The sequence below is a fragment of the Amycolatopsis sp. NBC_00348 genome (genome assembly GCF_036114655.1).
Taxonomy (GTDB): Bacteria; Actinomycetota; Actinomycetes; order Mycobacteriales; family Pseudonocardiaceae; genus Amycolatopsis.
In genome coordinates this window covers 8,678,708-8,703,064 of sequence record NZ_CP107994.1, presented here as the reverse complement: position 1 = coordinate 8,703,064, position 24,357 = coordinate 8,678,708, and the positions used below count along the sequence as shown (strand labels likewise).

Here is a 24,357-nt window from a genome sequence, read left to right as displayed (position 1 = left end):
CGGCGAGGAACGGAAGGGCGGGTTTCGGGCGCGCTGGAGGCGCCCGAAACCCGCCCTTTCGCCGTTACCGGGGGAGGATCAGCCGAGGCGGAGCGTGGTGCCGGTCGCCGAGAGCGCGGCACCGATGGGGAAGAAGTACGTCACGGTCGTGTTGCCGCCGGACAGGATGCCCTGCGCCGAGTTGCCGGCGATGAAGCCGCCGCCCGAGTCACCCGCGGCCGAGCGGACGTTGGTCGCGGTCATGCCGTTGACCGTGCCTTCGGCGTAGCGGACGCTCTGGTTCTTGGCGCCGACCGTGCCGCAGGTCCAGCCGGTGGTCGAGCCGGCCTTGCAGACCGAGGTGCCGGTCGCCGCGTTCGACGAGCCGCGCACCGCGGTGCCGTTGTTCATCTGGCCGACCGGGGTCCAGCTGCTGTTCGTCCGGACCGAGGCGTAGTCGCTGCCCGGGAACCGGTAGGTGCCCCACGAGCCGAGCGCGGCGCCGTTGGACCCGGTCAGGGCGCCGCCGCCGGTGAGCGCGGCGCAGTGCCCGGCGGTGAGGAAGCCGGTGGTCGTCGAGAACCCGACCGAGCAGCGCGACGAGCCGCCGATGTAGTAGGCGTCACCACCCCGGATGTTGGCGTACAGCGACGGCTTCGCGGCCGTCTGGAGGACCGTCACCGCCGCTTTGTCCACACCGGACCGCGTGAGGAACGCGTCGGCCGCGCTCGTGTGGCCCTGCAGCACGGTCAGCGTGACGCGGTTGGTGGTGGAGTCCACGCCCCAGCCGGTGATCGACGCGGGCGCCGCCTTGTCGGCCGCGTTCAGGGTGTCCACAGTGGAGTCGAGCTGCCGGGAGCTGAACTTCACGAGCTCGGCCTCGGCACCGGCTTCGCGGATCTTGCCGAGCAGCGCGGCGTTCGTCGTCTCGACGTGCGCCTTGCCCGTGGTGGCGTTGTAGGTGACGCCGCCGAGCGCGTCGCCGAGGGTCGCGGAAACGGCCGCGGAGACCTTGTTCGCGACGTCCTCGCTCTTCAGCCGGGCCACCGCCTGGTCGTGGGTCAGGCCGAGGTCGCGCTGCATCGCGGGCACGATGTCGGGGTTCAGCAGGTCCTGGCCGGACGCGGGGACGGCGATCGCGGCGAGCGCGCCCGTCGTCATCACGGCAACGGCAGCGGCACCGAAGAGTCTGGCGATCTTCATGCTTCTCCCTAGAGGTGGTTACGCGCGGCTCCCCACCGGCCACGCAGCGGAACTCCCCGGCAGAGCGTCCCCGTTATGGGCGTTACGGTGCAATCCGGGCACCCGGCGAATGGGTATACGCATTCCCCGCGGCCGTATCCGCTGCTCCAAGCGGCCTCAAGTGCGGAGCGTCACCCGGTCGGACAGGTCCGTAAGTAGGGTTTCCGTGCACTACTTTCCGTAGCCGACGCGATTCACCGAACGTGGTAAGCGCTGCCGGAACGGCTGAGACGCCGACGTTTCGCTCGCGCGGCGCCCGAGGAGCGGCGTTTCCCCCGGAAACCCGGTGACAGCCAGTAGGCGGACGTGCGTGCCCGGTGTCGGCCACCTATTCGGTGAAAGGTTTACGGACGGGTTGAGCGCTGCTTAGGCTCCCGCGCACAGCCCCCGGTGTGCGTCGAGGAGGTCAAATGTGGCTGACCGCGCCCCGCCCCACCTCCGTCTCCGTCCGGTCCGGACGGGCGCGGCTGACCGGCCGTGACACCGAGCTCGACGCCATCGTCGACGTCCTCCGGCTGCGCCCGGCCGCCGTGTTGATCGAAGGCGAGCCCGGGATGGGCCGCACCCGGCTGCTCGCCGAGATCGCGCGGCGCCCCGAGTTCGACGGCGGCCGCGTGCTCACCGGGACCTGCCAGCCGCTGCGCGAACCCTTTCCCTACGGCCCGATCCTGGAGGCGCTGCGCTCCGCGGGCGACGCGCCGCTCGGCCCGCTCAGCCCGGTCGCCGGCGTGCTGCGGCCGTTGCTGCCCGAACTCGCGGAAGCGCTTCCTCCGCAGCCAGAGCCACTGGCCGACCCGGTCGCCGAACGCCACCGCGTGTTCCGCGCGGTGCGGGAGCTGCTGACCGCGTGCGGGCCCGCGCTCGTGCTGCTCGACGACCTGCAGTGGGCCGACGAGGACACCCTCGACCTGCTGCGGTTCCTCGCCGCGTCGATGCCGCCGGAGCTGGCCGTGGTCGCCGCGTCCCGCACCGGACCCGGCGCCCGCCCCGGCGCGCCGCTCCGGACCGGGGCGGCGGTGCACTCCGCGCGCGTCGCGCTGGGCGCGCTCGACGTCCCCGCGGTGCGCGCGCTCGCCGTCGAAATCCTCGACCTCCCGCGCGTCACCGACGACTTCGCCGCGAAGCTGCACGAGTGCACGGCCGGGATCCCGTTCGTCGTCGAGGAAACCCTGCGGGCCCTGCGCGACGCGGCCGAACGGTTGCCGGTCGGCGAAGTCCTCTCCGATCGGTTGCTGGAGAACCTCGAAGTGCCGGTGCTGCTGCGGGAAGCCGTCACCGAACGGCTTTCCGGGCTGCCCGGGCCGGCGGTGCGGCTGGCCGGCGCGGCCGCGGTGCTCGGCGTCGGCGCCGAAGCCGGGGTGCTCGGCGAGCTGGCCGGGCTGGCCGGCGACGACCTGCGCGCGGCGTTGCTCGCCACGCTGTCCGCCGGGGTGCTCGGCGAGGTCGGCGACAGCAAGTACGGCTTCCGGCACCCCTTGGCGCGCAAGGCCGTCTACGACACGGTGAGCGGACCCGAGCGCGCGCTGCTGCACGCGCAGGCGATCCGCGTGCTCGCCGCGCAGCCGGCACCCCCGCTCACCCTGCTGGCGCGGCACTCCCGCGCGGCGGGGCGCGTCGACCAGTGGCGCCACTACGCCGAAGCCGCGGCCGACGAGGCGATCGCCCGCGGCGAGACGTCGCGCGCGATCGACCTCCTGCAGTCGGTGCTCGCCGAGCCCGGCCCGGCGCAGTCCGACGTCGGGCGGGTGGCGGGCAAGCTGAGCCAGGTGGCGCTGCGCGGGTTCCGCCCGGACGTCATCGGCACGCTGGAGCACGTCCTCGAAGAGGTGACGCTGCCGCCGTCGGTGCGCGGGTCGATCCGGCTGAGCCTCGGCATGCTGCTGGTCCGCACGATCGGGCAGCTGGGCCGCGGCCGGCTGGAGGTCGAGCGCGCGGTCGGCGAGCTCGTCGACCGGCCCGACCTCGCCGCGCGCGGGATCACCCTGCTCGCCCAGCCGATCGACGGGCTGACGCCGCTGTCCTGGCACGAGGCCTGGCGCGCTCGCGCGGGTGAGGTCTACGACCGGCTCGACGACCCCGAGCTGCGGCTGGCGCTGACCGCCGACCGGATCGCGGCCGCGTCCCACGTCGGCGATCCTGCGTCGTGGGCGGAGTTCGAGGCGCTGTCGGACACCGTCGGCACGGTCGCCGAGCGCGTCCAGCTGGCCCGGCTGTGGTGCAACCTCGCCGACGGGCAGGCCTGGGCCGGTTACCTCGACCGCGCGCAGCGGCTGGTGACCGAAGGCGTCCGGCGCGCGACCGACGCGGGCGCGTTGTACGCGATCGGCCTGATCCAGGGCACCCGCGTCCGGCTGGACTGGGTGCGCGGGCAGTGGAGCGGGCTCGCCGAGACCGCCGAGCAGCTGCGCGACAGCTACCCGGAGCTGGGCCCGATCGTGATGGAGTCGTCGCTGGTGCTGGGCGGGCTCGCCGCCGTGCGCGGGGAGTTCGCGACCGCGGCGCGGCACCTGACCGCGGCGAGCGTGCACGCGCCGGACCAGGGCCCGATCCCGGTGGTGCTGTCCGCCGCCGGCGTGCTGATCAGCGTCCGGCTGGCGACCGACGACGTCGACGGCGCGTGCGCGGTGGCCGATACCGCCGTCGCCGCGGCCGGACGCAAGGGCGTCTGGATCTGGGCGGCCGCGCTGGTCCCGGCGGCGGCACAGGCGTACGCGCGGGCCGGGCGCTGGCCCGAGGCCGACAGCGTGGTGGAAGCGTTTGCGCGCGGCATCGAGGGCCGGGACGCGCCGGTGGCGACGGCCGCGCTGGTGGCCGGCCGGGCCGTGCTGCTCGAAGCACGCGGCAAGCACCTGGCCGCGGCGACGCTGTTCGACGAAGCCACCTCGGGCTACGGGGCGTTGCCGATGCCCTACCCGGCGACGGCCATGCGCGAGCGGGCCGCGCTGTGCCGGCTCGCCGCGGGCAACCGCGACGCCGTCGACGAGCTGTCCGCCGCGGCCGAGGCGTACGAGCACCTCGGCGCCACCCGCGACGCCGGCCGCTGCCGCCACCAGCTGCGCGAGCACGGCGCGTGGGCGCCTTCACAGCGTGGACGTCGTGGTTACGGCAGCGAGCTGTCGCCGCGGGAACGCGAGGTCGCGCGGATGCTCGCCGAAGGCCGGACGAACCGGGAGATCGCGGACGGGCTGTTCCTGTCGCCGCGGACGGTCGAGCAGCACGTCGCGAAGGTGCTGCGGAAGCTCGGCGCGCGGTCCCGGACCGACGTCGCGAACAAGATGCCGGCCGACGTCACGACCGCACCTGCGGGGTGATCGCCGCGGACGTACCGTGACCCGGTGACAGAAGAGGCACTTCCCGCGTGGCGCCGCCGGACCGCCGGTGAGACGCGCTGGCCCGCGATGGGCGTCGTCGTGGCCACGCTCGTGCTGCAGGTCGCCCTGCCCGACGACATGGCGCTGCACCCGCAGTGGCTCCTGCCCGCCGTCTCCGCGCTGCTCGTCGTCGCGCTGCTGCTGGTCAACCCGGGCCGGATGACGGAGTTCAGCGCGGTCGAACGGGTCATCTCGCTGCTGCTCGTCGGCGCCGTGACGGCGGTGAACGCCGGGTCCGCGATCACGCTCGTCTACAGCATCGCGACCGGCACCATCGGCGACCGCGCCGGTGCCGTGCTCGTCACCGGCGGGATCGTCTACTGGACGAACATCGTCGCCTTCTCCCTCTGGTACTGGGAGTTCGACCGCGGCGGCCCCGGCAAGCGGGCTGCAGGCCGGGCGCCGTACCCCGACCTGCAGTTCCCGCAGATGGCCGACCCGAACCTGGCGCACCAGGACTGGGAACCGTCCTACCTGGACTACCTCTACTTCTCGTTCACCAACGCGGCCGCCTTCAGCCCCACCGACGTCATGCCCCTGCGGATCTGGGCGAAGATGACGATGATGCTGCAGGCCGCCATCTCGCTTGTCCTCGCGGTGATGGTCGTCGCGTGGGCGATCAACAACCTGAAGTGACCGCTCGGTACCGGCTCAGTGGCGCGAGATGGTGAAGCTCTGGCCGTCCGAGCCGATGGCGCCCGGGGTCCAGGTGTTCGTGCCGCGGTCGTCGGCGCTCAGGCCGGACGGGCTGGTCGAGGCCAGGTTCGTCCCGTTGAACTTGACGCCGGTGAACTTGATGCCGCCGGAGATCGTCGGGTAGGAGTCGGTCGGCGACTCGATGATCGCCTCCGCCGACGCGTGCTTCGAGGTCAGCGACTTCGTGGTGGTCTTGGTCCAGCCCTTGGTGGAGTCGGTGAGGTCCAGCTTGTAGGTGTTGGTCGCGGTCCGCGTCACCGTCGCGGTGATCTTGTCGCCCGCGCCGACCGACACCGAGTAGTAGACCGGCGCGGCCGGGTACATCTCGTACCAGGCCGAGTACACCGGGCGGCCGCTGGAGCAGTCCGTCTCGACGCCGGTCTGTTCCACTGTGGACGATCCGTCGCCGTCGATGCCGACCCACGGGGCGAACAGGTCGTTGCCGGAGCGGCAGGTCACGGTCGGTTCGGTCCAGCTCGCCGTGGCCGTGGTGAAGCTGCCGAAGCTGACGTAGCCGCCCCAGTTGCCCCCGGCGAACTGGTGCCCGTGGAAGTGAGACCCGTACTCGACCGCCGCGTGTGCCGGGCCGGCCATCGCCAGGCCGGCGGCCGCGGCGGCGGCGACCGTGAGCACGCGGACGGCACGAGAAGAAGCGATTCTGGTCATGACGGAGACTCCGTTCACAGGGTGGGGACCCGGGAAAACCGTGTGACCAGTGTTGAATCCGCGACAACCGGAAGGTAGCTACTTTCGAAGGGTCTTCACATTCCGGGAACGAATCACGATATTTGCCGTATTTGCTCCCGAATGGACGAAAAGACCCGTGAAGGCCTCCGCGGGGGAAGAGGCCTTCACGGGTCCCATGCTGCTCACCAACCGCCCGGTCAGGTGAGCGGGGTCACTGGACCGCCTGCGCCTTCGCCGCGTCGACGAACTTCGTCGTGTACGTCTTCGACAGGTCGATCTTGTCCTTCTTCGGCTTGACGTTGCTGGACGAATCACCCAGCACCTTCAGCACGTTCTGCGCGCCCGCCGGGTCCATCCGGCCGTCCGCGGTGAACATCGGCAGACTGTCCTCGAGCGACTTCACGTAGAGCGCCTTGTCCCCGCCGGCGAACGACGGCGGCATGATCGCCGCCACCTCTTCCGGCGAGTGCTTCGAAAGCCAATTCAGCGACGCGACGTACGCGTTGGCGAGTTTCTGCACGACGTCGGGATAACGCTCGACAATGGTGCAGCTCATGTACAACGAGCTCGCCGGGTACAAACCGCCCAAAGCGGCTTTGGTGCCCTCGATCGTGCGCATGTCGTAAAGCACCTTGGCCTGGCCCGTGTTCGTGAGCTGCGCGATCGTCGGGTCGGTCGTCATCCCGGCGTCGATCGTGCCCTGGTTCAGCGCGGTGATGAACGTCTGCCCGGCGCCCGCCTTGTACGGCGTGTAGTCCTTCGAGCTGACGCCGCCGCGCTGCGCGAGGGCCTTGGTGAGGAAGTCCGTCGACGAACCGAGCGACGTCACGCCCAGGGTGCGTCCCTTGAAGTCCTTGCCCGACTTGATCTCGCCCGCCTTGGCCGCGGCGACCATCTCCGCCTCACCCGGCACGTTGGCGAACTGCACCACGCTCTGCATGCACTGCTCCTTGGCCTGCAGGTCGATCGTGTGGTCGTAGAACCCGACCACCCCCTGCACCTCACCGGCCAGCAGCGACGTCTCCGCGTTGGCGCCCGACGGCTGGTCGAACAGCTCGACGTCGATGCCCTGCTTCTTGTACTCCCCCAGCTGTTGCGCGAGCTGGGCCGGCAGGTAGATCACCTTGGACAGGCCGCCGACCATGATCTTGATGTGCGGCTGCCCGCCGTCGCCGAAGTCGATCGAGCGCGAGTCGCGGCACGCCGTGACCCCGCCGACGGTGACGGCCAGCGCGGCCGTGATCGCGAGTGTCCTCTTGAGACGCATGTCAGATCCCCTGCGCCGCGGAGCTGACGTTCGGCCGCCAGCGCAGCAAGCGGCCTTCCAGGGTGCCGATGCCCCATTCGGCCAGCAGCGCGACGACGGTGATGATCAGCATCCCGGCGTAGACCCCGGCGGTGTCGAACGTGCCCTGCGCGTTGCTGATCAGGAAGCCCATGCCGGCCTTGGCGCCGGTGTACTCGCCGACGACCGCGCCGATCAGCGCGAACCCGAAGGCGACGTGCAGCGAGGAGAGGATCCAGGACGTCGCGCTCGGCAGCACGATCGACTTCAGCACCTGGCCGCGCGTCGCACCGAGGATGCGGGCGTTGTCGATCAGGTTGCGGTCCACCTCGCGGGCGCCGGTGAAGGCGTTGAAGAACACCGCGAAGAACACCAGCACGACGACGGTCGCGACCTTCGACGACAGCCCGAGGCCGAACCAGATCACGAACAGCGCCGCGAGCACGATGCGGGGCAGGGCGTTGGCCGCCTTGATGAACGGCGCGAGCACCTGCGCGAGGTACTCACTGCGGCCCAGGACGACGCCGAGCACGACCCCGGCGATCGCACCGATCACGAAGCCCAGCAAGGCTTCCTCGACGGTGGTGAAGATGTTGTACCAGATGGAACCGAAGTCGGTGCCGGTGCTGAACCACTCGACCAGCCGCTGCCAGATGTTCGACGGCTTCGAGTAGAAGAACGGGTCGATCCAGTACGTCGCCGTCAGCTCCCAGCTGCCCAGCCAGACGACGACGATCGCCAAGCGCAGCAGCCAGATGTTGCGCTTGCGGCGCGCGGAGGCCTGCTTCGCGCGGGCCATGATGTCCTGCTCGGTCTCCAGAACCGGCAGTGCTGTTTCCGGCCCACCCGCCCCACCCGATGCGGCCTTGGCCGCCGGCGTCTCAAGCGACACTGGTCGCTCCCTTCTCGCGGGCCTTGTCGACCTCGCTGCGCAGCGATTCCCAGATGTCGGCGTAGAGCTTGCGGAAGTCCTCGGTGAGGCGCAGGTCCTCGACCTTCCGCGGCCGCTCCAGGGGGATCTCGAAGACGTCCTTGACGGTGGCCGGCGAGGACGTCAGCACGACGACCTTGTCCGACAGCGCGATCGCCTCGTCGAGGTCGTGCGTCACGAAGATCACCGCGGCGCCGGAACCGGACCACAGCCGCAGCAGCTCGTCCTGCATGAGCGCGCGGGTCTGCACGTCCAGCGCCGAGAACGGCTCGTCCATCAGCAGGATCTTCGGCTTGGTGACGAGCGTCTGAGCCAGCGCGACGCGCTTGCGCATGCCGCCGGAGAGCTGGTGCGGGTAGTACTTCTCGAACCCGGCGAGCCCGACGCGGCCGATCCAGTCGACGGCCTGCGCGCGGGCCTCGGCCTTCGGCACGCCCCGGAAGCGCGGCCCCGACGCGACGTTGTCCAGCACCGAGCGCCACGGCATCACGGCGTCGGTCTGGAACATGTAGCCGACACCGTCCGGAATGGACTTCACGTCGGTGCCGTTCACCTGCACCCGCCCGGCGGACGGCGGCTGGAGCCCGGACACCAGCGAGAGCGTCGTCGACTTGCCGCAGCCGGTGGGGCCGACGACGGCGACGAACTCACCGGGCTGGACGGTCATGGTCAGGTCGCGGACGGCCGTGTGCACGGAACCGGACCCGCTCGGGAACCGCTTGGTGGCTCCGGTGAGTTCGATCAGTGGGGGAACCATGGGGAGTGACTCCTTCGTCACGTGGTGCCTGTCACGTTGGAAGGCACGTTAAATACGCGTGGCGCCCAGGTGAAGCTTGTCGACGTTCTGCGTGCGAGCTGCGCGTTATGCATGTTTTGCTCATTTAGCGCACCCCCGTGAGCTGGGGGTATGTTCCCAGCCATGCCAAAGTGGGCGCTCTTCCCGCGGATGCGGTTCAGCAGGCAGGTGCTGCTGCTGCAGATCGGCGTGGTCGTCCTCGTCGTCGGGCTGGGCGTCGCGCTGGTCAGCGTCCTGCTGAGCCGCACGCTCACCGACCAGTACGGCCGCCGCGCGCTGGCCATCGCGAAGTCCGTGGCCGCCGACCCGGTGGTCGTCGCGAACGCGGCCGCGAAGCTCCCCGGCGGCCCGCTCGAGGACCGCGTCCTGGCGGTGACCGAGGTCAACGACGCGCTGTTCGTGGTGATCACCGACGACCAGGGCATCCGGCTCGCCCACCCGACGACGAGCCTGATCGGCCAGCGGGTGAGCACGTCCCCGGAGCTGGCGCTGGCCGGGCAGGACGAGATCAGCGCGGTGCAGAGCGGCACGCTCGGGCTGTCGGTGCGCAGCAAGACCCCGATCTGGCAGGGGCGGCGCGTGGTCGGCGAGGTGAGCGTCGGCTTCGAGGTCGGCGACCCGACCGGCGACTTCAACCGGCTGCTCGTCATCACGCTGCTGTTCGCCGGCGGCGCGCTGCTGCTCGGCGCGGGCGCGTCCGCGCTGCTCAACCGGCGCCTGCGGCGCGTCACCCACGGCCTCGAGCCGCACGAACTCACCGAATTGCTCTACGAACGCGAAGCCGTGCTGCACGGGATCGGCGAAGGCGTGCTGGCCGTCGACGACGCGAACCGCGTCTCCGTCCGCAACGACGAGGCCGAACGCCTGCTCGGCACGCAGCTCCCGATCGGCGCGGCGCTGGCCGAGCTGGAGCTGTCGCCGCGGCTGCACAAGGCCGTCGGTGAGGGCCGGCCGGTAGACAACCTGCTGGCCGTGGCCGGGAACCGCGTGCTGGTGATCAACTCCCGCGCGGTGCGGCTGGACGACCGGCCGATCGGCACCGTGCTGACCTTCCGCGACCGCACCGACCTCGACACGCTCACCCGCGAGCTGGACGGCATCCGCGCCCTGTCCGACGGCCTGCGCGCGCAACGCCACGAGTTCGCGAACCGGCTGCACACGCTCTACGGGCTGCTCCAGCTCGGCCACCACACCGAAGCCGTCGAGTACCTGCAGACGCTCACGGACTCGCCGTCGGCGCACCCGACCGAGCTGGGCGACGCCGTCGCCGACCCGTACCTGCAGGCGCTGCTGGTCGCGAAAACCGAGCAGGCGCAGGAAAAGGGCCTCACGCTCAAGCTCGCCGACGACACCTGGGTTCCGACGACGGTGACCGACCCGATCGCCGCGAACACCGTGATCGGCAACCTCGTGGACAACGCGCTGCACGCCGCGCGGATGGGACCGCGACGCCCGGCGACCGTCGAGATCGGCCTGCTCACCGACGGCGCGACGCTGCACGTGTCCGTTGTGGACAGTGGCCCCGGCGTGCCGGCCGACCTGCGCCGGACGTTGTTCGACGAAGGCGTCTCGACGAAGATCGCGCCCGGGCACGGACTCGGGCTGGCGCTGGCCCGCCAGGCCGCGCGGGCCCGCGGCGGCGACGTCTGGCTGGCCGACCCCGGCGAAGGCGAGACCGGCGCCCTGTTCGTCGCCAAACTGCCCGGAATGCTGACGGAGGACGGATGATCCGCACGCTCATCGTGGACGACGACTTCCGGGTCGCCGGCGTGCACGCCGGGTTCGTCGAGGAGGTCGCGGGCTTCGCGGTGGTCGGCACCGCGCACACCGCGGCCGAGGCGCGGGCCCGGGTGCGCGAGCTGACGCCGGACCTGGTGCTGCTCGACGTCTACCTGCCCGACGAGTCCGGCCTCGCCGTGCTGCCGGAGCTGCAGACCGACACGATCGTCCTGTCCGCGGCGACCGACAGTGCGTCGGTGGCCGCGGCGATCCGGGCCGGCGCGCTGAACTACCTGATCAAGCCGTTCACCACGCGGCAGCTGGCCGAGCGGCTGACGTCGTACGCGCGCTTTCGCGGCCTGCTCACCGACGGGCGCACCCTGGCCCAGGACGACGTCGACCGCGCGTACCGGGTGCTGCACGACCAGGACCGGACGTCCGCGCCGAAGGGCCAGTCGACGGCGACGTCCCGGCTGGTATCGGAGCAGCTGCGGCGCGCGGGACGTCCGCTGTCGGCGGCGGAAGTCGCCGGTGAGCTGGGCATGGCGCGCGCGACGGCGCAGCGGTACCTGACGGCGCTGGCGGAGTCGGGCACGGTCCAGATGCGGCTGCGCTACGGCGCCACCGGGCGCCCGGAGCACGAATACCGCTGGTCCGGCGCCTGACTCAGCGCCCGGAGCGGTACTGGTACTGCTGCATCACGCTTTCCGCCGCGTCGACCCACTCCTGGACCGCGTTGGTGGACGGCGGCGGGGTCGTCGCCGACGGCAGGTCGACGCGCGGCACGTCGGTGTCGTCCGCCGACGGCTTCTTCGGCTGGGCCTTCGCCTGCACCTGAACCTGCTTCGACGCCGGCTTCGACGCGGGCACCGGCACGTAGACGGTCGTCGGCGCCGGGACGACGACCGGGGGCTGGGGCAACGGCTGGGGCTGGGGCTGGGGCAGCGGCGCCGGGGCGGCCGCGACGGCGGGCCTCGGGTCGACCTGGGCGACGTCGTCCGCCGGTGCCGGCGCGAAGAGCCCGCCGCTCAGCAGGCCGCCGGCGACCCAGCCGGCCGCGACGAGCAGCACCGCGGCGCCGCCGCCGAGCCACGTGCGGGCGCGGCGGCGGATCACCACGGACTTCGGGCGCAGGTCCTGGTCGCACACCGGCGGCCGGGTGTAGATCGGCTCGGTGAGCTCGGGCAGCTCGTCGTCGGTGCGGCGGCGCCGGGGCAGGCTGGCCGCGACGATGCCGGTGCGATCCGGCAGTTCCACCGCGGCGCGGTCACTGGACGGACGGGTCGCAACGCTCGGTGCGGTGCGCGGCATCGGGGACCTCCGGTACGGGGCTCACGGACCCCACGCATTCTGGACCATTTCGGACGGCCTTGTCAGAAACGCAACTCCATTGAGTGAAGCGTTCCGGAGCGGAGCAGGCCGGGAAGAGTGATCCACAGTGGCGCAGGTCCGCCGTCCCGGACCAGAGGGTTCGCCCGAAAGGCGCAGTAGCGAAAAGAGTTTCAGCTTTTCAGCTGTTTCAGGCCGAGTCGCGCGAGGACGGCGAGCGGCCGCTGGTAAGCGGAGCCGAGGACACGCGGGATGGCGTCGATCACGTAGGCGTCCGGTCCAATGAGGATCCGCGCCGACTTCCGCTCGATGCCCCGCAGGATCGTCAGCGCGGCCTTCTCCGGTGTGGTCTGCGCGATCCGGTCGAAGCCCACCGCGGCCTTCTCCTGGTCGCCGTCGCCGCCTCGCGAGTTGCGCACGATGTTGGTTTTGATCCCACCCGGGTGCACGCAGCTGACCGCGACCGGGTGCCGCGCGATCAGCATTTCTTCGCGCAGTGCTTCGGTGAATCCGCGGACCGCGAACTTCGCCGCGTTGTACGCGCTCTGCGTCGGCACGCCGACGAAGCCGAACACGCTGGAAATGTTCACGACGTGCCCCTCGCCGGAGGCGATCAGGTGCGGCAGGAACGCCTTCGTGCCATTCACGACGCCGCCGAGGTTGACGCCCATCAGCCAGTCGTAGTCCTCGAACGCCATCTCCTCGACGGTCGCGCCGAGCGCGACACCGGCGTTGTTCACGACGACGTTCACGCGCCCGAAGTCGCGCACGACCTCGTCGGCGTGCGAGAGCACAGCGGCCCGGTCGGCGACGTCGAGCGGGTAGGCCCGCGCGTGCTCCCCGGCCAGCTTCGCCGTCTCCTCCGCGATCGCGGCGTCGACGTCGGAGAGGGCCACCCGCGCGCCCCGCCGCGCGAACTCCAGCGCCGTCGCCCGGCCGATCCCCGACCCCGCCCCGGTGATCACCACGACCTTGTCCGCGAACTGCTTCATCGGCCCTCCCGCCCGTTAGGTGTTACTCCCGAGTTACGGATACTAGCGGCTGTGAGCTTGCTGTGGGTGTGCTGAAAGTGTCGGTGCGACGTCCTAAGGTGATCTGGTCGTGCCGGGGGCGACGGACGAGGAGGCGATGCACGTGCGGCGGCCCGCCGTTCTGCTGTCCCTCGCCGCCGTCCTGCTGCTCGGCGCGGTTTTCGTCGTGGCCGGCGTCGCCCGGCGGCCGCAGTCCGCGGACGCGACGACCCCGGCTCTCGACGCCACGCCGGCGTCGACGGCCGACCTGCCCGCCGTGTCCAGCCCGGCCGTCGGCGCGTTGTTCGTCGACGGCGCGCACTACTGCACCGCGAGCGTCATCCACAGCCGGCAGGGTGACGTGCTGCTGACCGCGGCCCACTGCATCCACGACGGCGAAGGCGGCGACTACGTCACCGGCGTCACCTTCGCGCCCGCCTACCACGACGGCCTCGCGCCGTTCGGCTACTGGACGGTGTCCGACGAACTCGTCGCCCCGGGCTGGACCGAGTCGTCGGACCCGGACCTCGACGTCGGCTTCGCCACCGCGCACCAAGAGGGCACCACGAAAACCCTGGAGAGCCTGGTCGGCGCGAACACCCTGGCCACCGGCAGCGCGTTCGAGCAGCCGATCACCCTGACCGGCTACCCGGACGACTCCGAGACCCCGGCCGTCTGCCGGAACACCACCAGCCGCCAGGACACCTTCCAGCTCAAGGTGGACTGCGCGGGCTTCCCGACCGGCACCAGCGGCGGGCCGTGGGTGGTCGGCGAGGACCCGAAAACCCGGCTGGGCACGGTCATCGGCGTCATCGGCGGTTTCGAGTACGGCGGCGACGACCCGGACACGTCGTACTCGAGCTACTTCGACACGGACGTCCAAGGGCTCTACCGGCAGACGGACGCCCGCGCCTGACCCGGCATGATGCGCGTATGAGCGACCCCGTCGACGTACCCATCACCGGCGAGCCGATCCGGCTCGGCCAGTTCCTCAAACTCGCCGGCCTCGCCGAGGACGGCTCCCACGCGAAGGACCTGATCGACGCCGAGGAGGTCACGGTCAACGGCGAAGTGGAGACCCGCCGCGGCCGCCAGCTGACGAACGGCGACGTCGTGGCCGTCGGCCCCGACCGCGGCAAGGTCATCCTGGTCCACTAACCGACGTTGGTCAGCGGCGGCAGCCCGAGCGATGCGGCGAGGCCGTCCAGTTCGCGCCGCACCGGGCCGGCCAGCGGGACGCCCAGCGCCCGGCACTGCTCGAGGTGCTGGGCCTCGCGCCAGCCGGGGTAGCGGATCGGGGCGCCGCCCTCCCAGCCGAGCATGCTGCCGAACAACGCGCTCGCCGCGCGGTAGAAGCCGTCGGCGCTGCGCAGCGTCGTCGGCGCGATGGCCATCACCAGCAGGCCGGTGTCGTGTTCGTGGTCGGCGACGCCGGAGAGCACCCCGGCGAGGACCTCGACGAGCAGCGTGAACCCGGCGGCGGCCTCCTGCCCGGGGTGGTCCATGTCGAAGACGAACTCGGGGTACGCGCCACCCGGCGCGGCCATCCCCAGCGGGTTCATCGGCTGGCCGGGCTCGCCGCCCGCCGCCAGCACCAGCCCGATCATCGCGTGCGGCAACGCCCGTGCGGCGTGGTGCCCGGCCCGGCCGAACGGCCCGACCCCGCGCAGCGAGACGAGCCCGACGCCGAAGCGCCCGGCCCGCGTCACCGCGCGGTCCATCGCGTCGCCGACGGCCCAGAGGCCGGACGCGCGCCGGTAGTCGAGCAGCGCGGCGGCCCCGCGGTCGGCGATCATCAACGGCTCGGCGCGCGGCACGACGTGGCCGTTCTTCAGCAACGGCAGGTGGGTCCGGGTCAGCTCGGCGACGCCGGTGGCCGGCGATCCGGTCAGATCGCCGTGGCAGAGCGCTTCGGCCGCGATGCGGGCCCGCGCTTCGGGGAAACCGTGGGCGGCGAAGACGTGTGCCACGAGGGTGACCAGCTCGTCGGCCCGCACGCGGGGCCAAGCCTGTTCCGGGATCGGGGTTTCGGGTCGTTCTTCGAGAATGCCGGATTCGGGGCGGGTGGAGCGGAAGGGACGCGGTCTGAGGGGCACTACCCCGACATTGCCCAAGCGCAGGCAGCAGCGTCAACGAGGTCGGCGACAGCCAACCCGACCGTGTGATCCGGACCTCCGCAGCGTCGTACCCTGGACGGCATGTGCCGAAACATCACCACCCTGCGGGGACTCCAGCCGTCCGCGACGGACGAGGAGATCGAGGCCGCGGCCCGCCAGTACGTCCGCAAGGTGACGGGCGTGCAGTCCTTGTCGGACGCCACGCGCGAGCCGTTCGAGGCGGCCGTCGCGGAGATCACCGAGATCACCACGAGGCTGCTGGAGCAGCTGCCCGAACGCCGTCAGCCGCCGGCGACCGTGCCGCCGCTGCGCCGCCCCGAGGTGCGCGCCCGGATCGCCGCGAAGCAGCTGCGCCAGCCCTGAGCCGTACCGGAACTGTCGGTGGGGGCCGTTAGGGTGCCCGCATGAGCGGACAGGCGTTGGTGCTGGGTGGCGGCGGGGTCGCCGGGATCGCGTGGACGACGGGGTTGCTGGCCGGGCTCGCGGGTCACGGGCAGGACCTCACCGGCGCGGACCTGATCGTCGGCACGTCGGCGGGCGCGACGGTCGCCGCGCAGGTCACCAGCGGCGTCGCGCTGGCGGACCTCCTCGCGCGCCAGGCCGACCCGGCGCGGCAGACCCCGGAGATCCCGGCCGAGATCGACATGGAGAAGTTCGTCGCGGACTTCGGCGCCGCGTTCGAGGACGCCGGCTCACCCGCCGAGGTGCGGCAGCGCGTCGGTGAGCTGGCGCTGAGCGCCGAAACGGTGCCCGAAGCGGACCGCCGCGCGGTGATCGCCGCCCGCCTGCCGTCCCACGACTGGCCGGAGCAGCGCATCGTCCTGGTGGCGGTCGACGCGGAAACGGGCGAGCCACGGCAGTTCGACCGCGAGTCGGGCGTCAGCCTGGTGGACGCGGTGGCGGCAAGCTGCGCGGTCCCGGGCATCTGGCCCCCGACCACGATCGACGGCCGCCGCTACATCGACGGCGGCGTCCGTTCCGGCGAGAACGCGGACTACGCGGCGGGCGCCACCCGCGTCACGGTGGTCGCGCCGATGGGCCTGGAATCGCCGCTGCCCGGCGAGAAGGCCCTGCTCACCGTGCTGGAGGACCTGCGAAAGGCGGGCGCGGAGATCGCGGTGATCAGCCCGGACGAAGCCTCGGTCGCGGCGATCGGCCAGAACCCCCTGGACCCGTCGACCCGCACCCCGGCCGCGGAGGCGGGCCACGCCCAGGGCGCGGCTTTGACGCTCACCTGGAGCTAGGCCGCGGACGACGCCCATGACCCATGACCCCGAGCACGTCCGGGACACGGCTGAGGTTGCCGCGAAAGCCGGTCGGCTACCCTCGTGACCAGAGGTAGCGTGTCCGAGCGGCCGAAGGATCATGTCTTGAAAACATGCGAGGGGGCAACCTCTCCGTGGGTTCGAATCCCACCGCTACCGCAAGCAGACCGGGTGCGCGGCTGACGCGAAACCGCGTCAGCCCTCCACCTGGGTCAGGTGGTCCAGCACCCGGCCGAACGCCGAGGCGATCGTCGCCTGCTCTTCCGGGCTCAGCAGGTCGATCAGGTGCTCGCGCACGCCCTCGACGTGTGTCGGGGCCGCGGACTCCAGCAGCCGCACGCCGTCGTCGGTCAGCTCCGTGATGACGCCGCGCTTGTCCTCCGGGTCGCGGACCCGGCGGACCATCCCCGCGTCCTCGAGGCGGCCGACCTGGTGGGACAGCCGGCTCTTCGTCGAGCCCATCAAGACGGCCAGCTCGGACATCCGCATCCGGCGTTCCGGCTGGATCTCCAGGCAGACGAGCACCTCGTAATCCGTCAGCGAGACGTCGTGCCGGTCGGCCAGCTCGCGGTGCAGCCGCTGCCGCAACCGCAACGTCGCGACGATGTAGGAGCGCCACGCATCAGACTCGGCTTCGTCCAACCACCGCACAGGCCGCTCCTCGGTCATAAGGCAGCGTAGAACGTTGATCAAGGGACCGCGCGGTCCGAGTCCGAGTTGTCTGCGGGTAAAAATACCGTTGCAACATCGCCCGAAGGTGGGGTTACGAAAAGGTTGAGACTCGGCCGAAAAAGGCGCATTCTGCTTGTCGGCGGATGGTTGGCCGAGGTATAGGCGCGACGACGGCGACGTGCCGGCCCGGCTCCCCGCCAGAGAGGTCAGGTGGTTGCGTGACGGGTGATTCTCGCGGTTGACCGCCAGCTGCGTCCCCGCGACCGGAACGGACACCTACCGGGTCGGTCGTGACCGAGGCGAACCAGCCTCACTGCGAACAGCACCGTGCGGGCTTCCCTGCGTTCACGCATTCGGCGTCGATCGGGCCTGTGTCAGGCCGCGATCTCAGCAATCGTGGCGACAGCGCCTGAACGCCGGTCCGTTCGCGGCCAACCGCTCTGTAGAGACAAACCTCGGTACAAGTCCTGGGCGTGGCCGCGAAGGCCGCGCCCAGGACCATGTCCGGCTACGATCTGCCGCGTGAGATTCGACGACGACGCGGGCTTGGACGCTTCCGAGGTCCAGGACATGCGCGGCAGCGGTGGTGGCGGCGGCGGGATCGGTGGCCGCGTGGCGCTCGGCGGTGGTGGGCTCGGCGTGGTCGGGCTGATCATCTACTTCGTGATCTCGCAGCTCGGCGGGATCAGCCCGGGGGCGGTGAACCTGGGCAGCGGCGGCGGGCTCGGCAGCGTCGGCTCCGGGCAGCAGGTCGACAACTCCCAGCTCGCGAGCACCTGCAAGACCGGCGCGGACGCGAACAAGAACCACGACTGCGCCATCGTCGCGATCGTCAACTCCGTCCAGGACTACTGGGCGCAGCAGTTCGCGCGCTCCGGCTCGACCTACCGGAAGGCGCCGACGAACTTCTTCAACGGCGGCGTCCGCACCGGGTGCGGCAGCGCCACCTCGGACACCGGGCCGTTCTACTGCCCGGCCGACTCCAAGGTTTACATCGACCTGAGCTTCTTCAACGAGCTGAAGACGCGCTTCGGCGCGCAGGGCGGCCAGTTCACCGAGGCGTACGTGCTCGCCCACGAGTACGGCCACCACGTGCAGAACCTGCTCGGCACGTCGAAGAAGGGCACCGGCACCGGCCCGACGTCGGGCTCGGTCCGGCTCGAGCTGCAGGCCGACTGCTACGCCGGCGTCTGGGGCAACCACGCGACGACGACGCCGACCGACACCGGCAAGCCGCTGATCCTCGACATCACGCAGGACGACATCGCGTCGGCGCTGGACACGGCGTCCCGGATCGGCGACGACTACATCCAGACCAAGCTCGGCGGCGGCCAGGTGGACAGCTCGCAGTTCACCCACGGCACGTCCGCGCAGCGCAAGAAGTGGTTCACCACCGGCTTCCAGACCGGTGACCCGGCCCGCTGCGACACCTTCGGCGCCAGCAACCTGGGCTAAGACACGACGAAGGGGCCGTCCCGACTTCGGGACGGCCCCTTCTGTCTGTCCTCAGGCGGTCAGCGCGTGCGGGTCACCGGCGACGGCGTGCGCGGAGAAGTTCCGCTGCCCGCTGCGTTCGGCGGCCTTCTGCTTGACGTTCTTCGCCTTGCCCGGCTTGACGCCGTTGATGCTCTCGGTGCTCGTCGCGTAGACGCCGAGGGCCCAGGCGACGCCGTCCGCGTTGCGGTCCAGCGCGACGCGGTCGATGTTGCCCAGGTTGTCGCAGGCCTGGTGGTAGCACGGGTCGAACGCGATGCCCGCCGTGCCGCCCCACTTCGCCGCCTGCGCCGGGGTCTTCAGGACCTCGGCGCCGGTGTCCAGGCCACCGGCCGGGATGCCGACGGCGATGAACTCGCCGTAGTCCGAGCGGCCGGTGAAGTCGGTGCCCTCGAGGGACACGCCCCGCGCGGCCTGCAGGTAGTCGACGAGGGTCTTCTCGATCTGCGCCGAGCCGTACGGGCCGGGGCCCGCGCCGACGCCGTCGGAGTCGTCACCGTCGTAGGCGAAGTACCCGGCGTTCGGCGAGCCGATCATGTCGAAGTTCAGGTATAGCGCGATGTCGAGCTGCTGCTCGAAGCTCAGCGAGTCGACGTAGTAGGTCGAGCCGATCAGGCCGAACTCCTCCGCGCTCCAGAAGCCGAAGCGGACGGCGTTGTTGACCTTCGGGCTGCTCCCCAGCTGCAGCGCCGTCTCGAGCAGGGTCGCCGAGCCGGAGCCGTTGTCGTTGATGCCGGGGCCGGCCGGGACGCTGTCGAGGTGCGACCCGAGCATCACGACGTTGTCCTTGCGCCCGGACTTGGTCTCGGCGATGACGTTGTAGCTGGTCCGCGCCTCCTGGAAGGCGCGCAGCTCCAGCGTCACGGGCTGGCCGGCCAGCGTGGCCAGCTGCGCGCCCGCGGCCGCGGTCACGCCGCCGGTCGGGATCTTCGCGCCGGCCGGGTCCCCGAGCGTCCCGTTGAGGTCGCCGTCGGTGTTGTTGTAGACGATGGCGCCGATCGCGCCCGCCGCCGCGGCGGTGGCCTGCTTCTGCGCGAACGAGCAGCCGCCGCGCTTGATCAGCGCGATCTTGCCGGCGACGTCGGCGGTGTAGTCGGTCGCCTCGCAGCCGCTGGTGTCGTCGACCGCGACGACCGAGAGGGGCGCGGTGATGCCGCCGACCGGGGTCGACGGGGTGTACTCCATCGCGATGACCGGCACGTTCGCGCCGCCGGCGGTGAGCTTCTCGGCCAGCGTTTGCGAGAACGTGAAGGGGAACTCCTGGCGGGTCACCTGGAAGCCGGCCGCCTCGAGCTTGGTGGCGATGTACTCGGCGGACTTCTTGTGGCCGTCGGTGCTCGCCGCCCGGTTCCCGCCGTTGGTGTCGGCGATGCGCTGCAGCGCGATCAGGTGGCGGTTGACGCCGTCGACGCCGACCTTCTTGACGAGCTGTTTCGCCAGGGCAGGGCCGTCGGGGACCGTGTTCGCGGCGGCGGCCGGGGTGAGGCCGAGCGCGAGTGTCGCGCAGGCGGCCAGGGCCACCGGCGGGACGAATCTCTTTCGGAAGAGTGACATGGTTGCTCACTTTTGTGCGATATGGGAGGTACGTCAATGCGTCATTCGGCGGGACTCTCACCCACCGGTATACGGTCGACGCATGTACGCGATCACCATCCGTGAACCAGGTGACCCGGACGTCCTCGAGTGGACGGAGATCGCGGATCCGCGGCCCGGACCCGGCGAAGTCCTCCTCGACGTCGCCGCGAGCGCGGTCAACCGGGCCGATCTGCTGCAGCGGCAGGGGCACTATCCCCCGCCGCCCGGCGCCAGCGAGACGATCGGCCTGGAGTGCTCGGGCACGATCGCCGAACTCGGCGCAGACGTCGAGGGGTGGAACATCGGCGACGAGGTCTGCGCGTTGCTCGCCGGTGGCGGTTACGCGCAGAAGGTCGTCGTCCCGGCCGGGCAGCTGCTGCCGGTGCCGGGCGAGGTCGACCTGATCGCCGCGGCCGGGCTGCCCGAGGTGGCCTGCACGGTGTGGGCGAACGTCGTGATGCACGCGAAGCTCACCGAGGGCGAGGTGCTGCTGGTCCACGGCGGCGCCGGCGGCATCGGCACGCACGCGATCCAGGTGGGCAAGGCGCTCGGCGCGACCGTCGTGGTCACCGCGGGCTCGGCGGAGCGGCTCGAAAGCTGCCGCCAGCTCGGCGCCGACCTCACGATCAACTACAAGGAAGAGGACTTCGTCGAGGTGCTCCGCAAGGAGACCGGCGGCGCCGACGTCATCCTCGACAACATGGGCGCGTCCTACCTGGGCCGCAACGTCGACGCCCTGAAGTCCGACGGGCGGCTCGTGATCATCGGCATGCAGGGCGGGGTGAAGGGCGAGCTGAACGTCGGCGCCATGCTCGGGAAGCGCGCCGAGGTGTTCGCCGCGGGGCTGCGGTTCCGGCCGCTGGACCAGAAGGCGGCGATCGTCGCCGACGTCCGGGAACGCCTGTGGCCGCTGGTTTCCGAAGGCGCCGTCAAGCCGATCGTCGGCCAGGTCATCCCGATGTCCGAAGCCGCGTCCGCGCACCGTGCCATGGAAGAGGGCAGCGTGTTCGGGAAGATCCTGCTGACCGCGACGTCTTAGCGCAGCTCTTCGAGGACCCGGACGAGCTGGTTGATCTCGAAGACGTTGGAGTAGTGGGCGAGCCCGATCCGCACGGCGCCGCCCACTTCTCCGACGCCGAGTGACGCGAAGACGCCGGCCGCGCCGTCGTCGGCGAACGCGCACAACCCTTGCGACGCAAGGTATTCGGCGACTTCGGGCGACTTCTTGCCGGCGACGGCGAAGGCCAGCGCGGGGATCCGGCGCATGGCGTTGCCGATGACCATGATGTGCCGCAGCGTCAGCAGTTCGGTGGACAGCTGCGCGAGCAGCCCGGCGTGGTAGGACTTCGCCGAGCCGAGCGAGGTGACGAGGCGCTCGCGCCGCGACCCGGAGGCCGCGTCGTCGAGGCCCGCGAGGTAGTCGATGGACGCGATCAGCCCGGCCAGCAGCGGGTAGGCGTGCGGGCCCAGTTCGAGCCGGGCCGCCCCGCGCGCGCCCGGGTCGAGCGAGACGGACGAGATGCGTTCGATCAGTTCGGGGTCGCGGAACACCAGCGCGCCCACCGAAGGGCCGCCCCAGGCCTGCGCGGACACGACCATGACGTCGGCGCCGAGGGCGTTGATGTCCAGCGGCAGGAACGGCGCGGCGTACGTGGCGTCGACGACGACGAGCGCGCCGACGCGCTTGGCGAACTCGATGATCGTCGGGACGTCCGGGCGGGTGCCGACCGAGCCGGACGCGAGCGTGACCGCGACGGCCTTGGTGCGCGCCGAAACGAGCTGCTCGTACTGCCACGCGGGCAGCTCGCACGTCTCGATGTCGATCTCGCCCCAGCGCACGACGGCGCCGACGCGCTTCGCGGCGCGCTGCCACGGCGCGAGGTTGGCCTGTTCGTCGAGCCGGGAGACGACGACCTCGTCGCCGATCGTCCAGCGTTCGGCGAGCGCGTCGCAGAGGCGGCGCAGCATCACCGGCGAACTGGGTCCGAGCACGACGGCGGCCGGGTCGGCACCGACCAGGTCGGCCACGGCCCTGCGGGCCGCGGTCACGATGCTTTCCGCGCGCTGTGAGGCCGGAAACGCTCCACCCGGCCCCGACACCGGGGCGCGCATCGCCGTCGAAACGGCCGAAGCGACCTGTTCCGGGACCAGCATTCCGGCGGCGCCGTCGAAGTGGATCCAGCCGTCACCCAGCGCGGGAAAGAGCCCACGGATACGAGCGACGTCGAACGCCATGGGGACACCGTACGGACGTGCGGTTTCGCCGTGCGTCCGGGGTTGGGTGGAGAGCCACCGGAACGCCGGAATGCCGCTACGCTCGGAGACGGACACCCCTCGGGTGTCGCAGAGCGTGTTGATGGCAAGCCAGGATGGAGCACATGACCGAGCCGAACTTCCGGGAATCGGGCACAGCGGGTGACGCCGGCCACGAATCTTCACCCCACGTGGTGGTAGTCGGACCGGACGGCTCTCCCCTCGAGGGCGCGGAGCACGCCGAGGCGGTGGGCGAGCTCATCGAAGAGCCGGCGAAGGTGATGCGGATCGGCACGATGATCAAGCAGCTCCTGGAGGAGGTCCGCGCCGCCCCGCTCGACGACGCGTCCCGCACGCGGGTGCGCGAGATCCACCAGACGTCGGTGAAGGAGCTGTCGAACTCGCTGGCGCCGGAGCTGCGCGACGAGCTGGAGCGCCTGGTCCACCCGTTCGCCGACGACTCGACGCCGTCGGACGCGGAGCTGCGGATCGCGCAGGCCCAGCTGGTCGGCTGGCTCGAGGGCTTGTTCAGCGGGATACAGACCGCGCTGTTCGCCCAGCAGATGGCGGCGCGGGTCCAGCTGGAGCAGATGCGCCGGGGCCTGCCGGCGGGTCCGTCGGCCACTGGCGGCAGCCTCGGTGTGCCGGGTGTCGAAGGGCACGGGCCCGGGATTTCTGGGACCGGGCAGTACCTCTAGGACTTGCGCCGGGGTTGTCCACAGTCTTGCAGCCCTGTGGACAACCCCTGTGGACAACTCAGCGCAAGCTGCGGAAGAACGCCCGGATGTCCCCGATCAGCGCGTCCGGCTCCTCCAGCCCGGGGAAGTGACCGCCACGCGGGAACTCCGTCCAGCGGACGATCTTGTCCGTTCGCTCCGCGAGCGTCCGGATCGGCAGGCCGATGTCGTCCGGGAAGACACCGAAGCCCGTCGGGACCGTGTTCGGCGGCGGCGGGGAGCCCCACGGTGCGGCCAAAGCCGCGTACAACCGCGCCGACGAGTTGGCCGTGCCCGTGAACCAGTAGATCGAGACGTCCGCCAGCAGGTCGTCGCGGTCGATGAGGTCTTCCGAAGTGTTCGAGAACGCGCGGAACTTCTCCGCGATCCACGCCAGCTGGCCCGCCGGCGAGTCGGTCAGGCCGTACGCCAGCGTTTGCGGCTTGGTCGACTGGATCATCGCGTAGCCCGTGCCCAGGTACGAGAACTTCAGCCCCTTCTCCAGCGAGCGCCGGGCCGCCGCGAGCTCGTCGCCGGTCAGGCCATCGAGGGCGGCCTCGCTCCGGACCACGGCCGACGGCAACGTCGTCACGTGGATCCCCACGACCCGCTCGGGGAACTGCACCGCCAGCTCGCGTGAGATGGACGCGCCCCAATCGCCGCCGTGGGCGCCGAAGTTCTCGTAACCGAGGCGGGTCATCAGCTCCGCGAACGCCCGCGCGATCCGGTCCGGCCCCCAGTCCGCCTCCGGCGTCGGGCCGGAGAAGCCGTAACCCGGGATCGACGGCACCACCACGTGCAACGCGTCCGCGGGGTCACCGCCGTACGCCCGCGGATCGGTCAGCGGCCCGATCACGTCGAGGAATTCGACGACCGAGCCCGGCCAGCCGTGCGTGAGCAACACCGGCGTCGCACCCGGTTCCGGCGACTCCACGTGCAGGAAGTGCACGGTCGTCCCGTCGATGGCCGTGGTGAACTGCGGGAAGCCGTTGAGCCGCTCCTCCTGCGCGCGCCAGTCGAACTCCAGCCGCCAGTACTCGGCCAGCTCACGCACGTAGTCGACGGGCGCCCCGAGCCGCCACCCGGTATCGGCGGGCTGGTCGGGCCAGCGGGTGTTCGCGAGCCGCGCCCGAAGGTCGTCGATCTCGGCTTGCGGGATGTCGATGCGGAACGGGGTGATCGTCATGCGGAAAACGCTAGGGGCGATCGAGGACAGTTAC

Annotated in this window: 23 protein-coding genes and 1 tRNA gene; 12 read left to right on the top strand and 12 right to left on the bottom strand. The window is 71.2% G+C overall.

Annotated elements, in window-relative coordinates:
- Positions 1–78 precede the first annotated feature (78 nt).
- On the bottom strand, positions 79–1,182 hold the full coding sequence (locus OHS58_RS38755; RefSeq protein WP_326945656.1) for a S1 family peptidase: 1,104 nt from the start codon (positions 1,180–1,182) through the stop codon (positions 79–81).
- 449 nt (positions 1,183–1,631) lie between these two features.
- Between OHS58_RS38755 and OHS58_RS38750 the strand changes: the two genes are divergently transcribed.
- Together OHS58_RS38750 and OHS58_RS38745 are read left to right on the top strand one after the other, a co-directional pair.
- Positions 1,632–4,532, top strand: coding sequence for an ATP-binding protein (locus OHS58_RS38750; protein ID WP_328645697.1), 2,901 nt, complete (start codon positions 1,632–1,634; stop codon positions 4,530–4,532).
- Between the two features lie 87 nt (positions 4,533–4,619).
- Entirely contained in the window at positions 4,620–5,228 is a 609-nt protein-coding gene (locus OHS58_RS38745) for a hypothetical protein (RefSeq protein ID WP_328649926.1), read from the top strand.
- Between the two features lie 15 nt (positions 5,229–5,243).
- Here OHS58_RS38745 and OHS58_RS38740 read toward each other — a convergent pair whose 3' ends face one another.
- From OHS58_RS38740 to OHS58_RS38725, 4 genes are all read right to left on the bottom strand, one after another.
- The gene (locus tag OHS58_RS38740) at positions 5,244–5,954 is read right to left on the bottom strand and encodes a G1 family glutamic endopeptidase (RefSeq protein WP_247060007.1); all 711 of its coding nucleotides are present in this window, start codon (positions 5,952–5,954) and stop codon (positions 5,244–5,246) included.
- Positions 5,955–6,186: 232 nt separating this feature from the next.
- Positions 6,187–7,242, bottom strand: coding sequence for an ABC transporter substrate-binding protein (locus OHS58_RS38735; RefSeq protein ID WP_326945654.1), 1,056 nt, complete (start codon positions 7,240–7,242; stop codon positions 6,187–6,189).
- Position 7,243: 1 nt separating this feature from the next.
- Positions 7,244–8,152, bottom strand: coding sequence for an ABC transporter permease (locus tag OHS58_RS38730; protein WP_442875490.1), 909 nt, complete (start codon positions 8,150–8,152; stop codon positions 7,244–7,246).
- A complete protein-coding gene (locus OHS58_RS38725) occupies positions 8,142–8,948 on the bottom strand; it encodes an ABC transporter ATP-binding protein (RefSeq protein ID WP_326945652.1) in 807 nt (268 codons plus the stop codon). Before OHS58_RS38725 ends, OHS58_RS38730 begins: the two co-directional genes overlap by 11 nt.
- A gap of 189 nt (positions 8,949–9,137) precedes the next feature.
- Between OHS58_RS38725 and OHS58_RS38720 the strand changes: the two genes are divergently transcribed.
- Both OHS58_RS38720 and OHS58_RS38715 read left to right on the top strand, forming a co-directional pair.
- On the top strand, positions 9,138–10,715 hold the full coding sequence (locus tag OHS58_RS38720) for a sensor histidine kinase (protein ID WP_326951734.1): 1,578 nt from the start codon (positions 9,138–9,140) through the stop codon (positions 10,713–10,715).
- Positions 10,712–11,371, top strand: coding sequence for a response regulator (locus tag OHS58_RS38715; protein WP_247059999.1), 660 nt, complete (start codon positions 10,712–10,714; stop codon positions 11,369–11,371). The genes OHS58_RS38720 and OHS58_RS38715 overlap by 4 nt, the downstream gene beginning before the upstream one ends.
- 1 nt (position 11,372) lies before the next feature.
- Here OHS58_RS38715 and OHS58_RS38710 read toward each other — a convergent pair whose 3' ends face one another.
- On the bottom strand, positions 11,373–11,963 hold the full coding sequence (locus tag OHS58_RS38710) for a hypothetical protein (protein ID WP_328645696.1): 591 nt from the start codon (positions 11,961–11,963) through the stop codon (positions 11,373–11,375).
- A gap of 245 nt (positions 11,964–12,208) precedes the next feature.
- A complete protein-coding gene (locus OHS58_RS38705; protein WP_328645695.1) occupies positions 12,209–13,027 on the bottom strand; it encodes an SDR family oxidoreductase in 819 nt (272 codons plus the stop codon).
- Between the two features lie 136 nt (positions 13,028–13,163).
- On the opposite strand from OHS58_RS38705, the gene OHS58_RS38700 reads away from it, so the two are divergent.
- Both OHS58_RS38700 and OHS58_RS38695 read left to right on the top strand, forming a co-directional pair.
- On the top strand, positions 13,164–13,961 hold the full coding sequence (locus tag OHS58_RS38700) for a trypsin-like serine peptidase (protein WP_328649924.1): 798 nt from the start codon (positions 13,164–13,166) through the stop codon (positions 13,959–13,961).
- A 17-nt stretch (positions 13,962–13,978) separates the two neighbouring features.
- Positions 13,979–14,203, top strand: a complete 225-nt coding sequence (locus tag OHS58_RS38695; protein ID WP_247059994.1) for an RNA-binding S4 domain-containing protein — start codon at positions 13,979–13,981, stop codon at positions 14,201–14,203.
- Here the strand turns inward: OHS58_RS38695 and OHS58_RS38690 are convergent.
- Entirely contained in the window at positions 14,200–15,141 is a 942-nt protein-coding gene (locus OHS58_RS38690) for an Ldh family oxidoreductase (RefSeq protein ID WP_247059992.1), read from the bottom strand. The genes OHS58_RS38695 and OHS58_RS38690 overlap by 4 nt on opposite strands.
- 102 nt (positions 15,142–15,243) lie before the next feature.
- Here OHS58_RS38690 and OHS58_RS38685 point away from each other — a divergent pair, with 102 nt between their 5' ends.
- The 3 genes from OHS58_RS38685 (at position 15,244) to OHS58_RS38675 (ending at position 16,586) form a co-directional block, all read left to right on the top strand.
- Positions 15,244–15,525 carry a DUF2277 domain-containing protein gene (locus tag OHS58_RS38685; protein WP_326945647.1) on the top strand — a complete coding sequence of 94 codons (282 nt, stop codon included), beginning with the start codon at positions 15,244–15,246 and terminating at the stop codon, positions 15,523–15,525.
- Positions 15,526–15,566: 41 nt separating this feature from the next.
- Positions 15,567–16,406 carry a patatin-like phospholipase family protein gene (locus tag OHS58_RS38680; protein WP_328645694.1) on the top strand — a complete coding sequence of 280 codons (840 nt, stop codon included), beginning with the start codon at positions 15,567–15,569 and terminating at the stop codon, positions 16,404–16,406.
- Positions 16,407–16,499: 93 nt separating this feature from the next.
- Positions 16,500–16,586 (top strand) — tRNA-Ser (locus OHS58_RS38675).
- Between the two features lie 36 nt (positions 16,587–16,622).
- Here OHS58_RS38675 and OHS58_RS38670 read toward each other — a convergent pair.
- On the bottom strand, positions 16,623–17,096 hold the full coding sequence (locus OHS58_RS38670) for a MarR family winged helix-turn-helix transcriptional regulator (protein WP_328645693.1): 474 nt from the start codon (positions 17,094–17,096) through the stop codon (positions 16,623–16,625).
- Positions 17,097–17,621: 525 nt separating this feature from the next.
- Between OHS58_RS38670 and ypfJ the strand changes: the two genes are divergently transcribed.
- Positions 17,622–18,554, top strand: a complete 933-nt coding sequence (gene ypfJ / locus OHS58_RS38665; RefSeq protein WP_326945644.1) for a KPN_02809 family neutral zinc metallopeptidase — start codon at positions 17,622–17,624, stop codon at positions 18,552–18,554.
- A 51-nt stretch (positions 18,555–18,605) separates the two neighbouring features.
- Here ypfJ and OHS58_RS38660 read toward each other — a convergent pair whose 3' ends face one another.
- Positions 18,606–20,147, bottom strand: coding sequence for a M28 family metallopeptidase (locus OHS58_RS38660; RefSeq protein ID WP_326945643.1), 1,542 nt, complete (start codon positions 20,145–20,147; stop codon positions 18,606–18,608).
- A gap of 82 nt (positions 20,148–20,229) precedes the next feature.
- On the opposite strand from OHS58_RS38660, the gene OHS58_RS38655 reads away from it, so the two are divergent.
- Positions 20,230–21,207 carry an NAD(P)H-quinone oxidoreductase gene (locus OHS58_RS38655; protein WP_328645692.1) on the top strand — a complete coding sequence of 326 codons (978 nt, stop codon included), beginning with the start codon at positions 20,230–20,232 and terminating at the stop codon, positions 21,205–21,207.
- Here the strand turns inward: OHS58_RS38655 and OHS58_RS38650 are convergent.
- Entirely contained in the window at positions 21,204–22,403 is a 1,200-nt protein-coding gene (locus OHS58_RS38650) for a cysteine desulfurase-like protein (protein ID WP_326945641.1), read from the bottom strand. The genes OHS58_RS38655 and OHS58_RS38650 overlap by 4 nt on opposite strands.
- A gap of 134 nt (positions 22,404–22,537) precedes the next feature.
- Here OHS58_RS38650 and OHS58_RS38645 point away from each other — a divergent pair, with 134 nt between their 5' ends.
- Positions 22,538–23,119, top strand: coding sequence for a bacterial proteasome activator family protein (locus OHS58_RS38645; RefSeq protein WP_326945640.1), 582 nt, complete (start codon positions 22,538–22,540; stop codon positions 23,117–23,119).
- Between the two features lie 58 nt (positions 23,120–23,177).
- Here OHS58_RS38645 and OHS58_RS38640 read toward each other — a convergent pair whose 3' ends face one another.
- Positions 23,178–24,323, bottom strand: coding sequence for an epoxide hydrolase family protein (locus tag OHS58_RS38640; protein ID WP_328645691.1), 1,146 nt, complete (start codon positions 24,321–24,323; stop codon positions 23,178–23,180).
- Positions 24,324–24,357: the final 34 nt, after the last annotated feature.